The 13,154-nt window shown below is 69.6% G+C and carries 11 protein-coding genes; 4 read left to right on the forward strand and 7 right to left on the reverse strand.

The window, feature by feature from the left end; translation table 11 throughout:
* Positions 1-38 precede the first annotated feature (38 nt).
* From PSV23_RS13620 to gpmA, 3 genes are all read right to left on the reverse strand, one after another.
* Positions 39-1,310, reverse strand: a complete 1,272-nt coding sequence (locus PSV23_RS13620; protein ID WP_300469899.1) for a pentapeptide repeat-containing protein — start codon at positions 1,308-1,310, stop codon at positions 39-41.
* A gap of 101 nt (positions 1,311-1,411) precedes the next feature.
* Entirely contained in the window at positions 1,412-2,050 is a 639-nt protein-coding gene (locus PSV23_RS13625; RefSeq protein WP_300469901.1) for a bifunctional diaminohydroxyphosphoribosylaminopyrimidine deaminase/5-amino-6-(5-phosphoribosylamino)uracil reductase RibD, read from the reverse strand.
* On the reverse strand, positions 2,047-2,763 hold the full coding sequence (gene gpmA, locus PSV23_RS13630) for a 2,3-diphosphoglycerate-dependent phosphoglycerate mutase (RefSeq protein WP_300469903.1): 717 nt from the start codon (positions 2,761-2,763) through the stop codon (positions 2,047-2,049). Before gpmA ends, PSV23_RS13625 begins: the two co-directional genes overlap by 4 nt.
* A gap of 147 nt (positions 2,764-2,910) precedes the next feature.
* Here gpmA and PSV23_RS13635 point away from each other — a divergent pair, with 147 nt between their 5' ends.
* A complete protein-coding gene (locus PSV23_RS13635) occupies positions 2,911-4,410 on the forward strand; it encodes a phosphomannomutase/phosphoglucomutase (protein WP_300469905.1) in 1,500 nt (499 codons plus the stop codon).
* Positions 4,411-4,592: 182 nt separating this feature from the next.
* On the opposite strand, the gene PSV23_RS13640 is transcribed toward PSV23_RS13635, so the two are convergent.
* Together PSV23_RS13640 and PSV23_RS13645 are read right to left on the reverse strand one after the other, a co-directional pair.
* Positions 4,593-5,147 carry an ActR/PrrA/RegA family redox response regulator transcription factor gene (locus PSV23_RS13640; protein ID WP_300469907.1) on the reverse strand — a complete coding sequence of 185 codons (555 nt, stop codon included), beginning with the start codon at positions 5,145-5,147 and terminating at the stop codon, positions 4,593-4,595.
* 71 nt (positions 5,148-5,218) lie between these two features.
* A complete protein-coding gene (locus tag PSV23_RS13645) occupies positions 5,219-6,682 on the reverse strand; it encodes an ActS/PrrB/RegB family redox-sensitive histidine kinase (protein WP_300469910.1) in 1,464 nt (487 codons plus the stop codon).
* Positions 6,683-6,759: 77 nt separating this feature from the next.
* On the opposite strand from PSV23_RS13645, the gene PSV23_RS13650 reads away from it, so the two are divergent.
* From PSV23_RS13650 to PSV23_RS13660, 3 genes are all read left to right on the forward strand, one after another.
* The gene (locus PSV23_RS13650; RefSeq protein WP_300469912.1) at positions 6,760-7,380 is read left to right on the forward strand and encodes an SCO family protein; all 621 of its coding nucleotides are present in this window, start codon (positions 6,760-6,762) and stop codon (positions 7,378-7,380) included.
* Positions 7,381-7,587: 207 nt separating this feature from the next.
* Positions 7,588-8,868: a polyhydroxyalkanoate depolymerase gene (locus PSV23_RS13655; RefSeq protein ID WP_300469914.1), complete on the forward strand. Its 1,281-nt coding sequence runs from the start codon at positions 7,588-7,590 to the stop codon at positions 8,866-8,868.
* Positions 8,834-9,559, forward strand: a complete 726-nt coding sequence (locus PSV23_RS13660; RefSeq protein ID WP_300469916.1) for a SprT family zinc-dependent metalloprotease — start codon at positions 8,834-8,836, stop codon at positions 9,557-9,559. The genes PSV23_RS13655 and PSV23_RS13660 overlap by 35 nt, the downstream gene beginning before the upstream one ends.
* Positions 9,560-9,742: 183 nt before the next feature.
* Here PSV23_RS13660 and PSV23_RS13665 read toward each other — a convergent pair whose 3' ends face one another.
* Positions 9,743-11,848 carry a PBP1A family penicillin-binding protein gene (locus PSV23_RS13665; RefSeq protein WP_300469918.1) on the reverse strand — a complete coding sequence of 702 codons (2,106 nt, stop codon included), beginning with the start codon at positions 11,846-11,848 and terminating at the stop codon, positions 9,743-9,745.
* A 208-nt stretch (positions 11,849-12,056) separates the two neighbouring features.
* Positions 12,057-13,037: an alpha/beta hydrolase gene (locus PSV23_RS13670; RefSeq protein ID WP_300469920.1), complete on the reverse strand. Its 981-nt coding sequence runs from the start codon at positions 13,035-13,037 to the stop codon at positions 12,057-12,059.
* Positions 13,038-13,154: the final 117 nt, after the last annotated feature.

Genomic DNA, 13,154 nt, shown 5'->3' on the forward strand with positions numbered 1-13,154 from the left:
TGGAGAAGGGCGGCGTTCGCGCCGCCCTTTTTCGCGCGTCAGGCGAGGGGCGGGGGCATGCCGCGCACGCTGCTGAGCGTGGCGTCGGTCAGGTCGGTCTGGGTCATGATCGCGCCGTGCAGCTTGGCCCGGCTGAGATCGGCGCCGTTCAGCACCGCGCGGTTGAGATCGGCGCCCGACAGGTCGGTCCCGCGCAGACAGGCCCCCGTCAGATCGGCAGGCAGCAGGCGGTCGGCGGCGATCATCAGCGGCCCCAGCCTGGCGCCGCGCAGGTCGGATCCGTTCAACCGCGCCCGTCCCAGCCGAGCGCCCCGCAGGTCCGCGCCCTTCAGATTGACCGAGCGAAGATCGGCATCCTCGAGATGCGCGCCCTGAAGCTGCACACCCTCCATGTCGAGGCCGTAGAAGACCGCGCCCTTGGCCGACAGGGCGGTCAGGTTGTAGCCTTGAATCGAGCGCAGGGCCCGCAGGTCGACGCCGTCGAACACCGACGGGCGGCCCTGCACCCCGCCCGTCTCGCACCACTGGGCATGCTCGGCCAGCATCTCGGCGGCGGGCATCTTGCCGACGGGCGCGCCCGCAAGGCGGTCGTCGGTAAGACAACCCTCCATATTGGCCCCGTCCGTCCGCCACATCGCCATCTTGCAACCCACCAGCACTGCGTCGCGCATGTCGGCGCCCGACAGGTCGGCCCCGGACAGGTCGGCGCCGGCCAGGTCCGCGCCGCGGAAACTGGCCTGCTTCAGGTTCGCCCGGACCATCTTGCAGTCCTTCATGATGGCGTCGGTGAAATCGGCCGCCACGGCGACGATTCCGGTCAGCTTCGAGCGTTCCAGGTTCGCGCCGGCCAGGCAGGCGCCCTGGGCCTGGGTGTCCTGACGCGACCTGGCCTCGACCACGCGGAAACCCAGCTTGGAGTCGGCGGCGGCGATGGTGCCCTCGCGCAGGTCGGCCTCGAACAGGTCGGCGCCGCTGAGGTCGGCCCCGCGCAGACAGGCGCCGCGCAGGTCGGCCCGCCGCATGCTGGCGTCGACCAGGATGCAGTCCTGCATGTCGGCGCCGAAGAAGGTGGCGTTGTCGAGCTTGGCTCCCGTCAGATCCGTCCCGTGCATGCAGGCGCCCGCGAAATCAGCGTCGGCCAGGTTGCGACCGGCGAGGCTGAGGCCGGACAGATCCATCCAGGCGAGAACGGCGCGGGCGCCGCCGGGCTTTGCCTGCCACAGACGGTCGTGCCGGGCGCAGATGGCGTCCAGTTCGGTCTGGTCGATGCGCCTTCTGGCGCTGGATGAGGCGGTAGGCACAGGCGACATAGTCCCGTTCTGGCACGGCGGCGCTTAAGGAAGGCTGAAATGGTTACCGGCGGAGCCTTGTTCCCCCGTTTACAGAACTCTCGAGCCCGGCAACGGCGCCGTCAGGCCGTAAGCAACCCCTGCGCCTGAAGCGCGTCGGCCAGTTCCCCCGTCGCGACCCAGACGCGGGTGTAGCCGGCCTCGCCGAGGCGTTGCAGCTCGGTGGTCAGGTCGGCCTTGGCCGAGGCGGCGAAGCGGGCGTCGAAGCCGGCGCCGTCCTCGCTGACGCGGACCATCGGCCGGCCTGTTTCGACCCGGTGAAGATAGCCTTCGTAGAGGACCGCGGCCTCCGGGGCCAACAGGCCCGTCTCGACCTCGAGCCCCGCCTTCCTGAGCCGTTCCACTCCCCTGCCCGCGGCGAAGGGCGACGGGTCGACGGCGGCGACGACCACGCGGCTGATTCCGGCGTCCACCAGGAAGTGGGAACAGGATTTGCGACCCGACGAGCGGGCGCCGCAGGGCTCCATCGTGACATAGGCGGTGGCGCCGCGCGCCTGGTCGCCGGCGGCGGGCGCGGCCTGTTCCTCGGCATGAGGGCGGCCGCCGGGCGCGGTCGCGGCCTCGGAAACCATTTCGCCATCCCTGACGATGACGCAGCCCACGGCCGGGTTGGGCCAGGTCTGACCCATACGCGCCTTGGCCAGCTCGATGGCGCGGCCCATGAAGCGGATGTCGTCCGAGGCCTGGCGCGCGGTGGTCATGCGCGGACTTCCGGCAGCGGGGTCGCCCGGGCGGCGTCCAGATAGCGGGCGGCTACCGGCTTCAGGTCGGCGTCCAGGTCGATTTCCAGGGGATTGCCGGTCGGAATCTCGACACCGACGATCCGGTCGTCCGGCACGGCGAACAGATGTTTGACGATGGCCCGCAGGGAGTTGCCGTGGGCGGCGATCAGCACGTCCTCGCCCGCCGCGAGCCGCGGCGCGATGGCGGCGTTCCAGTAGGGCAGGACCCGGTCCAGCGTGGTCTTCAGGCTTTCGGTATCCGGGATGGTCTGGCCGGCGTAGCGGGGGTCGCCGGCGAAGTCCCATTCGCCGCCGGGGGCGAGCGGCGGGGGCGGAATGTCGTAGCTGCGGCGCCAGATCTTCACCTGGGCGTCGCCGTGCAGGGCCGCCGTCTCGGCCTTGTCGAGACCGGTCAGGCCGCCGTAGTGGCGCTCGTTCAGCCGCCAGTCCTCGATCACCGGGACGTCCTTGAGGCCGGCTGAATCCATGGCCAGGGCGCCGGTGCGCTTCGCGCGCTTCAGCACCGAGGTGAAGATGACGTCCGGCGTGAAACCGGCCTCGGCGATCAGCTCGCCGCCGCGCCGCGCCTGGGCCTCGCCCTCGGCGGTCAGGTCGACATCGACCCAGCCGGTGAAGCGGTTTTCCAGGTTCCACTGGCTCTGGCCGTGTCGCAGCAGGATCAGGCGGGGCATTCAGGTCTCCGAACGGGACTCCGGGGGTAGGACTGGCGGCGACGTGGGTCAAGCCGAGGCCCGTTGCAGCCAAGGCGCGGGGCTGGCGTTGTTGTGGCCCCGGGACCGCCTGCTATACCGGGCGCCGCTTCCCAACAGGACCCGACCATGATCAAGCCCCGCCAGGACCTTCGCCCCAACACGGCCGACTACGAGACCGTGCCGCTGGTGAAGCCGACGGGCTTCCGCGAGTACGACGCGCGCTGGATCCTGGAGAAGGAGATCAACCTTCTGGGCATCCAGGCCCTGGGCCTCGGCCTGGCGACCTATGTCCACGAGATCGGCCAGACGCCGCGCATCGTGGTGGGCCATGACTACCGCTCCTATTCCCTGTCGGTGAAGCAGGCGCTGATCCTGGGCCTGCTGGAAGGCGGGATGGAGGTGCTGGACATCGGCCTGGCCCTGTCGCCGACGGCCTATTTCGCCCAGTTCGAGCTGGACGCGCCGTGCGTGGCCATGGTCACGGCCAGCCACAACGAGAACGGCTGGACGGGGGTCAAGATGGGGGCCCAGCCGCCGCTGACCTTCGGCCCCGACGAGATCGGCCGGCTGAAGGATATCGTCCTCAACGGCGAAGGCGTGGGCCGCAAGGGCGGGTCCCTGACCCGGGTCGAGGGCTTCCGCGAGGCCTACCTGGCCGACATCGTCTCCAAGGTGAAGCTGACCCGGCCGATCAAGGTCGTGGCCGCCTGCGGCAACGGCACGGCGGGCGCCTTCGCCCCCGAGGCCCTGCGCCGCATGGGGGCCGAGGTGATCGAGATGGACACCGAGCTGGACTACACCTTCCCCAAATACAATCCGAACCCCGAAGACCACGCCATGCTGATGCAGATGGCGGCGAAGGTGCGCGAGACGGGGGCCGATCTGGCCCTGGGCTTCGACGGCGACGGCGACCGCTGCGGCGTGGTGGACGACACGGGCGAGGAGATCTTCGCCGACAAGATCGGCCTGATGCTGGGCCGCGACCTGAGCGCGCTGCATCCCAATGCGACCTTCGTCGTCGATGTGAAATCGACGGGCCTGTACAAGACCGACGAGGTCCTGAAGGCCAATGGCGCGACCACCGTCTACTGGAAGACGGGGCACAGCTATATCAAGCGCAAGACCGCCGAACTGGGCGCCCTGGCGGGGTTCGAGAAGTCGGGCCACTTCTTCTTCAACGCGCCGCTGGGCCACGGCTATGACGACGGGATCGTCGCGGCCGGCGCCGTGCTGGCCATGCTGGACCGGAATCCGGGCAAGAGGCTGAGCGAGCTGAAGGCCGCCCTGCCCGACGCCTGGACGTCGCTGACGATGAGCCCGCATTGCGACGACGAGCTGAAGTACGAGGTGCTGGAGCGGATCGTGGCCGAGTATCAGGCCCTGGCCGACGCGGGCGGCTCGATCCTGGGGCGGAAGATCGTCGAGGCCATCACCGTCAACGGGGTGCGGGTTCACCTCGAGGACGGGTCATGGGTGCTGGTCCGCGCGTCCTCGAACAAGCCGGAGCTGGTGGTGGTGGTCGAGAGCATGCGCTCGGCCGACGATATGCGGGCGCTGTTCCGCGAAGAGGTGAAGCCGCGGCTGGCCAAATACGCCGAGGTCGGGGCGTATAACCAGGAGATCTGAGGGACCGTCTCCTCCCCATCGCGTAGCGATGGGGAGGTGGCTCGGAGGCGCAGCCGATGAGACGGAGGGGGCGACTCGGTGACAGGGGTTGGTGATCCATCGGCCCCGCCGGCGTCGCCCCCTCCGTCACGGCGCGAAGGCGCGCCGCGCCACCTCCCCACGATGTGGGGAGGAGACTCCGGTTACCGCGGAGCCCGTTTCGCCAATATCCGCTGCAGCGTCCGGCGGTGCATGCCCAGACGCCGCGCCGTCTCCGAGACATTGTGATCGCACAGCTCATAGACCCGCTGGATATGCTCCCAGCGCACCCGGTCGGCGCTCATCGGATTGTCGGGCGGCTCGGGGGCCTCGCCGGTGGCCAGCAGGGCCTTGACCACGTCGTCGGCGTCGGCCGGCTTCTGCAGATAGTCGACGGCGCCGGCCTTGACCGCCGCCACGGCGGTGGCGATGGCGCCGTAGCCGGTCAGCATGACGATGCGGGCGTCCTCGCGCCGGTCACGGATGGCCTCGACGATCTTGAGGCCGTTGCCGTCCTCGAGCCGCATGTCCAGCACGGCGAAGGCGGGGACCGAGGTCTTCAGGGCTTCATGAGCCTCGGCCAGAGAGGCCGCGAGGGTGACGACGAAGCCCCGGCTTTCGAGCGCGCGGCCCAGACGGGTGCGCAGGGCGTTGTCGTCGTCCAGCACCAGCAGGGTCTTGTCGGCGAGGGCGGCGATCCGGTCTTCGGCGTCGGGCATCTGGCGTCTCCTGAAGGCTCAAGTCAGTAACAGTACGGGTGCGGTCAAGGTTCAGCCGCGGGGGTGCGACATCACGACGGGACTTCCAGAGCGGGCCGGGGCCAGCGGACAGCGACGCGGGCGCCCCTGGGCTGTCCCTTTCCACCGTCGCCGGCGCCGACGAAGACCTTGCCGCCGGTGCGCTCCAGCAGGGTGCGGGCGATGAAGAAACCCAGACCCATGCCGCCCTGGCTGGGGGCGATGGCCTCGGGCTCGGGCGGCGGGGCCGAGCCCTTCTTTCCCTTGCGGCCCGGCGTGGCGGCGGCGACCGAGGCCGCGATCTGGGCCGCCAGGGCGCGGCGCGCCTTGCCCTGCGGACGGCTGGTCACATAGGGCTCGCCGAGGCGGGGCAGGATGTCGGCGGGGAAGCCGGGGCCGTCGTCGACGACCTCGATCTCGATGAAACCGGCGTCGACGATGGCCCGGACCCGCACCCGGGAACCGGCGAAGTCGGCGGCGTTCTCGACCAGGGTCGACAGGCCGTGGATCACCTCGGGCAGGCGGCGGACGCGAGGCTCGGGCTCGCCCGAGGCGGTGCGAACCTCGACCTGAAAATCCAGGTCGAAGCCGCGGTGGGGTTCGATGACCTCTTCCAGCAGGGCCGTCAGGCCGACCACGGCGAAGGCGGAATCGCCCTCCTCGGGCTGTTGCGACAGGCGTTTGAGGATGTCGCGGCAGCGCTCGGCCTGCTGCAGGATCAGGGCGGCGTCCTCGGCGGCGGAGCCGCCCTTGGCCGAGGCGCGCAGCAGTTCCCGGGCCACGACCTGGATGGTGGCCAGCGGCGTGCCCAGCTCGTGCGCCGCCGCGGCCGCCAGCCCGCCCAGGGCCGCCAGCCGCTGTTCCCGCTGCAACACGTCCTGGGTGGTGGCGAGGGCCAGCTCCAGCTTCTCGGCGTCGGCGGCGACCCGCCAGGCGTAGGCCGAGGTGAAGATGACGCCGGTGAACAGGGCCAGGCCGATGCCGAAGCGGTACAGCGGCGGCAGGTTCAGCTCGGTGCCCGCCTGCCACGGCAGGGGCATGGAGAAGAAGAACAGGGTGGTGGTCGCGACCAGCACGAGGAAGCCCATGAAGGCCGCCTGACGTCCCGGCAGGGAAGCGGCGGCCACGGTCACGGGCGCGACCAGCAGCAGGCAGAAGGGGTTCTGCAGCCCGCCGGTCAGGGCCAGCAGGATCGACAGCTGCAGGATGTCGAAGCCCAGATGCGCCGCCGTCATCCGGCCGTCGGGCAGGGAGCCGTCGGTGCGCTTCAGCCGGGCGGTGGCGTTCAGGTTCATCGCCACGCTGACCGCGATCACCGCCAGACAGCCCCACAGCGGCAGGTCGAAGTGGAAATACAGGGTGGCGATGGCGACGGTCGCGGTCTGACCGGCGATGGCCATCCAGCGCAGAATGACGAGGGTGCGCAACGACAGGCCCCGGCTGCGGCGCGGCAGGTTGCGCCAGCCCGGGAAACGGTCCGGATCTTCGGGCGCGAAGGACGGCCCGGACTGCGGCATGGGGGGCTCTTGGGACAGGCTCACGCGTCTTCTATAGACCGGACGCGCGCGCATGGCGCGTTTTCGAGGGGGCCGTGATGCCGCGTCGTTCCATCCTGCTGTTCGCCGGAGCCTGTATCGCCATCGCGGCCGCCCTGGCCGTGACCACCATCGTGGTGGTCAATCAGCGCGAGGGCGTGATCCCGGCTCTGGAGACCTCGACCGGCCAGCCGTCGGTCGGCGGGCCGTTCCAGCTGGTCAATCAGGACGGGCAGGCGGTCGACCAGACCATGCTGGACGGGAAATGGTCGCTGGTCTTCTTCGGCTTCACGTACTGCCCCGACTACTGCCCCACGACGCTGGCTGCGCTGGAGGCGACGAAGCAGCAGCTCGGCGACAGGGCGAAGGACCTGCAGATCGTCTTCATTTCGGTCGATCCCGAGCGGGACACGCCGCAGGCCTTGAAGGACTATCTGTCGTCCGACGGCTTTCCGCAGGGGGTCATCGGCCTGACCGGCACGCCGGAGCAGGTGAAGGCGGCGGCGGACGCCTATCGCGCCTACTACCAGAAGGTCGGCGAGGGCGAGGGCTACACCATGAACCACTCGCTGACCGTCTATCTGATGGGGCCGGACGGGAAGTTCCGCAGCGCGCTGGCCCATGATCTGGGGCCGCAACGGGCGGCTGAGGTGATCGAACGGGCCATGGCGCGGGGGTAGTGAATTCTCCCTCCCCCGAAGTGGGGAGGGTGGTCGCGCAGCGACCGGGTGGGGAATTTCGGGCGTACCCCACCCTGTCGTCGCTTCGCGCCGACATCCCTCCCCACTTCGGGGGAGGGAGAAACCGGTTGCACCGCTAATCTTTTTGCAGTGCGATGCGTTCTATGGTGCTCTGCCGCGTACGGCGGGGGCCGTCTCAAGGATTCCATGCTCTATTCGCTTCATGAGCTCGCCTATCACTCGGCGACGCCGTTCCGGTTCGGGGCCCGGATGGCCCGCCAGTTCTGGAGTTCTCCGTTCAATCCGGCTTCGGACACCGCGCTGGGCCGCACGGCCTTCGCCTCGGCCGAACTGTTCGAGAGCGTGACGCGCCGGTACGGCAAGCCCGCCTGGGGTCTGGAGACCATCACGGTCGGCGGCAAGAACGTGCGGACGACCGAACAGGTCGTCTGGTCCTCGCCCTGGTGCAAACTGGTGCGGTTCGCGCGGCACATCGGTGATGTGAAGCGGGCCGGCAAGCCGGCCACGGCGCCGGCGGTGCTGATCGTCGCGCCGCTGTCGGGCCACTACGCCACCCTGCTGCGCGGCACGGTCGAGGGCTTCCTGCAGGACCACGACGTCTATGTCACCGACTGGGTCAACGCCCGTCAGGTGCCGATGCTGGAGGGGCGGTTCGATTTCTTCGACTACATCGACCACGTCCGCACCATGCTGGCCGTCATCGGCCCGCGCGCCCATGTGGTCGGCGTCTGCCAGCCGGGCCCGCCGGTGCTGGCCGCCTGCGCCCTGATGGCCGAGGACGAGGATCCCAATCGCCCGGCTTCGATGACCTTCATGGGTTCGCCGATCGACGCGCGTCTGTCGCCGACGGTGACCAACCAGCTGGCGGAGGAAAAGCCCTTCACCTGGTTCAAATCCAACATGATCCACACCGCGCCCTGGCCCTATCCGGGCTTTGGACGGCGGGTCTATCCGGGCTTCGTCCAGCTCTACAGCTTCATGTCGATGAACGAGGACCGCCACCGCGACGCCCATCACGAGTATTTCCAGCACCTGGTCAATGGCGACGGCGACGGCGTCGACAAGCACGAGGAATTCTACGACGAATATCTGTCGGTGCTGGACCTGACCGAGGAATTCTATCTCCAGACCATCGACATCGTCTTCCAGCAGCACCTGCTGCCGCGCGGCCTGCTGGAGCATCGCGGGCGCAAGGTCGATCTGACGAAGGTCACGGACATCGGCCTGATGACGGTCGAGGGAGCCAGGGACGACATCTCGGGCGTGGGCCAGACCCAGGCGGCGCACACCCTGTGCGCCGGGCTGACGGACGAACTGCGCACCCTGTACGTCCATCCCGAGGTCGGCCACTACGGCGTCTTCAACGGGCGCCGGTTCCGCGACGACATCTATCCGGCGGTGCGCGACTTCATCGCCAGACACGAGGCCATCTGTGCAGTACCGGAACGGCCAGCGGCTGCCGCCTGAGGGACCGGAACGTCTCGGCGTAGCCGCGAGGCTGTCGGTCAATCCGCGCGCCCGGCGGCTGTCGATCCGCATCGACGCGCGCGTCGGCGAGGCGGTGCTGATCGCGCCGTCCGAGCGCAAACTGGCCGACGTTGTCGCCTTCGCCCGCACCAAGGCCTCGTGGATGCGCCAGCGTCTGGCCGAACGTCCGCACGGGACGCCGCTGGAGCCCGGCGCGGTCATCGACCTGTTCGGCAGGCCGACGCGGTTGATCGCCACCGGCGGCGCCGGAGCGGCGCGGCTGACCGAGGATGAGGACGGCCCCGTGATCGCCTCGGGCGGCGAGGGCGAGGCCTACGCCCGGCGGGTGGAAAACCTGTTCAAACGGGTGGCGCGGGAAACCCTCCAGACCCGCACCGACGTGCATCTGCGCACCCTGGGCCAGCGCCCCGTCAGGATGTCGATCGCCGATCCGAAATCGCGCTGGGGCTCGTGCAGCCCGCACAATCGCAGCATCCGCTACAGCTGGCGCGTGGTCATGGCCCCATCGGCGGTGATCGACTATCTCGCCGCCCATGAAGTGGCCCATCTGGTCCATGCGGATCACAGCCCCGCCTACTGGTCGGTGGTGCAGAGCCTGGTCGGCGACCACCGGCCGTTCCGGAAATGGCTGCGAGACAACGGGCCCGCCCTGCACGCGGTGGGGCGCTGACCGCTCCTCCCCATGAGCGGAGCGAATGGGGAGGTGGATCGACGGCGAAGCCGGCGAGACGGAGGGGGCGACTCGGTGCGACGGGATTGGCGATCCACCGGCTCCGCCGGCGTCGCCCCCTCCGTCACGGCGCGAGGGTGCGCCGCGCCACCTCCCCACGCGTGGGGAGGAGACCCGGTCTCCTCAAAAGAACAGCGGGTCGGCCTTCTTTTCGGGCGGGGGAGCCGGTTCAGGCCGCTGGTCCGACGCGTCCCGTTGAGGCTGGGGCGCGGTGGGGCGGACGACAGGCGGGCCCGGTTCCGGACGGCGCGGTTCCAGCGTCGGCTGATCCTCGGGCGGAATGGCCTCGTCGGCGGGCGGGCTGTCGCCGAACAGGTCGCCGATCTCGCCCAGCAGGTTCTCGACGGGACTGGTCGGCGCCTGCCAGCCTTCGGGCATGGCCGGACCGTTGGGGATGGCCGGGGCGTTCAGGCGCGGCAGGGCCGCCTCCATGAAGCCGCGCCAGATGGCCGCGGGGGACGAGCCGCCGGTGACGCCGCGCATCGCCGTATTGTCGTCCTTGCCGACCCAGACGGCGGTGACGAAGCCGCCGGTGTAGCCGACGAACCAGGCGTCCTTGTAGTCCGAGGTCGTGCCGGTTTTGCCCGCCACGTCGCGGCCGGCGATGGCCGCCGATCGGCCCGTGCCCGAGGTCATGACGCCGCGCAGCATCTGGTTCTGGTAATAGAGGAAGGGGTTGGAGATGGCCTGCACCGCGCCGTCGGCCCGGGCCGAGCGCTGGTAGATCACCCGCCCCTGCGGCGTGCGGATGCGGCTGATGCCATAGGCGCGCACGCGCTTGCCGCCGTTGGCGAAGGCGTCGAAGGCCTGGGCCATCTCAAGCGGCGAAACCTCGACGGCGCCCAGGGCCATGGCCGGCTCAAGTCCGATGCGGCTGGTGATGCCGAGGCGCCGCGCGGTGCGGGCGACATTGTCGCGGCCGATCTGGTCGGCCAGTCCGGCGGCGACGGTGTTGGTCGACTGGGCCACGGCGTTGGCCAGGGACATCTCGCCGTTGAAGGTCCCCGAATAGTTGCGCGGCGACCAGTTGCCGATGCGGATCGGCGCGTCATTGACCCGCGTCTCGGGCGTGTAGCCGCTTTCCAGCGCAGTCAGATAGACGAAGGGCTTGAAGGCCGAGCCGGCCTGACGGCGGGCGTCGACGGCGCGGTTGAACTGGCTGTCGGCATAGGAGGCGCCGCCGATCATGGCCCGCACGCGGCCGTCCCCGTCCAAGGCGACCAGGGCCGCCTGCTGCACGCCCTTGGACCGGTCGCGCCGCAGGATGCGGTTCACGGACCGTTCGGCCTGGGTCTGCAGCGTCAGGTCCATCGTGGTTTCGACGATCATGTCCTCGGTCGGTTCGCCGACCAGTTCGCGGATCTGCTTGTCCAGCCAGTCGATGAAATACTGGGCGTGCTGGCTCGACAGGGTGCGCGACACCCGCACGGGCGAGGCCGCGGCCTCGGCGCGCTGTTCCGGGGTGATGACCCCGGCGTCGACCATTTCGTTCAGGACCACCGTGGCGCGCGTCCCGGCCCGCTCGCTCTCCGACACGGGCGAATAGCGCGACGGGGCTTTCAGCAGGCCGGCCAGCAGGGCGGCCTCGCCGACCGTCAGCTGTTTGGCGCTCTTGTCGAAATAGCGCTGCGACGCGGCCTCGATGCCGTATGCGCCGGCGCCGAAATAGACGCGGTTCAGATAGAGGGCGAGGATCTCGTCCTTGGAGAATTTCATCTCCAGCCAGACGGCCAGCATCAGCTCCTGGACCTTGCGCTTGATGTTCTGGTCCGGGCTCAGGAACAGGTTCTTGGCCAGCTGCTGGGTCAGGGTCGAGCCGCCCTGGACCACCCGCCCGGCGCGCATGTTGGCGGCCATGGCGCGGGTCATGCCGACGGGGTCGAAGCCGGGGTGGTGGTAGAAGCGCCGGTCCTCGATGGCGATGAAGGCGGCCGGGACATAGTCGGGCAGGGAGGCCAGATCAGCCGGGGGCGCCTGTTGGGTCCCGCGCACGGCGATCAGGGCGCCGTTGCGGTCCAGATAGGTGATCGAGGGCTGGCGATCGACATTGTACAGCGTCGAGGTGTCGGGCAGATCGCGGGCGAAGACCGCGAAGAAGACCACCAGGAAGATCAGGCCCCAGACGGCCAGGACCGCGGCCCAATAGACCAGCCTCTGCACCGGCGTGCGCGCGGGCCGGGGGCCGCCGGCGTTGCCGCCGCGTCCGAAGCTGAAGCCGGAACCCGCCATGGAAACCTCATCTGACCTGGACCGGTCGTAGCCGATCAGGCCGTCAACGGAAACGCCCCCGTAGGGATTGTCGGCATGCCGACAATCCCTACGATTCGAAAGTTGGCGCGCGACTGAGTCCGAAAACCGGAAACCACTTTTCGGGTCGCGCTTACCGATCACACGACCGTGAGGGACGTTTCCGCCGAAACCATGACGCTTTGGGCCCCTATTTCAAAAACGCGTTCACCTCGGCGGCGAACCGGGCGGGCTGGTCCAGCATGATGAAGTGGGCGCTGTCGTCGATCCGCGTGAACCCGGCCGAGGGCAGGGTAGCGAACGAGGCGCGGTAGATGCCGTCCACCATCTCGTCGGTCATGCGCGGGTCGTTGAACCTCACATACAGGACCTGGGTGGGGGCCGTGATGCGGGGCAGTTCGGGGCGCAGGTCGGTGACGATCAGCTCGCGGAAGGCCGAGGCGGAGACGGCGCGGTCGCTGGTCGCCGTGTCTTCCAGCGGCCCGGCGCGCAGGGACTCGGTGTTGATCATGCTGGTGACGGAGGCGGCGGCCTGCTGGCGATAGGCTTCCTCGGGTCCCGCGGTCATGCCGGCGTAGATCTGGTCGGCCATCGGGGAGACGCTTTCCGCCGTGGCGCCCGGCGCGCCGAATATCGCGCCCATAAACGGCACCATGTCGACCACCATCAGCTTGCCGACGCTGTCGGGATGGCGGGCGGCCAGCATCATGGCGATGGTGCCGCCCATGGAATGGCCGATGACGGCCGGCTTGTTCAGCCGCTGTTCGGCGATGTAGCGGGCGAGTTCCTCGGCCACCGGAGCCGAGACAGGGCCCGTGGCGTTGTCCTTGGCGGCGGCGGCGGCGAAGCCCTGGATGTGGACGCGATGGACGCGATAGCGGCCCTTCAGTTCTTCCGTCAGGCCGTCCCAGACCTCGGGCGAGGACGACAGGCCGGGGATCAGGATGACGTCGCCGACGGGGTGCTCGGGTGCGTCGACGCGGACGTGGAAGCGGCCGGACTCGAAGTCGGCGTGGGCGTGGGCGTGGGCCGCCGCCGGCGCCGGCGCCGGGGCGGGAGCGGGACCCTGCGGATGATGCTGATGCTCCTGCGCGAACGCAGGCGCGGCGGCGAGGACGAGCGCCCCGGCGAGGGAGGCGGAAAGCGCCGCGACGGCGGTCATGGTCTTCATGGTCGGATCCCCGGAATTAACGGGCGACGCGCCCGTATCTGTCCTCTAGTCGCCGCAGAGGGCGTGATCGGATGCAGTCGGTCAAGACTTCGCGCATCCGGGCCGCTAAACTGAGAT

Origin of the sequence: Brevundimonas sp. (genome assembly GCF_029946145.1) — a bacterium.
Taxonomy (GTDB): domain Bacteria; phylum Pseudomonadota; class Alphaproteobacteria; order Caulobacterales; family Caulobacteraceae; genus Brevundimonas.

What these genes read in the sequence shown, in the direction of transcription:
- PSV23_RS13620 (WP_300469899.1), bottom strand. Translation starts at nt 1,310, where the DNA reads ATGTCGCCTGTGCCTACCGCCTCATCCAGCGCCAGAAGGCGCATCGAC.
- PSV23_RS13625 (WP_300469901.1), bottom strand. Translation starts at nt 2,050, where the DNA reads ATGACCACCGCGCGCCAGGCCTCGGACGACATCCGCTTCATGGGCCGC.
- gpmA (WP_300469903.1), bottom strand. Translation starts at nt 2,763, where the DNA reads ATGCCCCGCCTGATCCTGCTGCGACACGGCCAGAGCCAGTGGAACCTG.
- PSV23_RS13635 (WP_300469905.1), top strand. Translation starts at nt 2,911, where the DNA reads ATGATCAAGCCCCGCCAGGACCTTCGCCCCAACACGGCCGACTACGAG.
- PSV23_RS13640 (WP_300469907.1), bottom strand. Translation starts at nt 5,147, where the DNA reads ATGCCCGACGCCGAAGACCGGATCGCCGCCCTCGCCGACAAGACCCTG.
- PSV23_RS13645 (WP_300469910.1), bottom strand. Translation starts at nt 6,682, where the DNA reads ATGCCGCAGTCCGGGCCGTCCTTCGCGCCCGAAGATCCGGACCGTTTC.
- PSV23_RS13650 (WP_300469912.1), top strand. Translation starts at nt 6,760, where the DNA reads ATGCCGCGTCGTTCCATCCTGCTGTTCGCCGGAGCCTGTATCGCCATC.
- PSV23_RS13655 (WP_300469914.1), top strand. Translation starts at nt 7,588, where the DNA reads ATGCTCTATTCGCTTCATGAGCTCGCCTATCACTCGGCGACGCCGTTC.
- PSV23_RS13665 (WP_300469918.1), bottom strand. Translation starts at nt 11,848, where the DNA reads ATGGCGGGTTCCGGCTTCAGCTTCGGACGCGGCGGCAACGCCGGCGGC.
- PSV23_RS13670 (WP_300469920.1), bottom strand. Translation starts at nt 13,037, where the DNA reads ATGAAGACCATGACCGCCGTCGCGGCGCTTTCCGCCTCCCTCGCCGGG.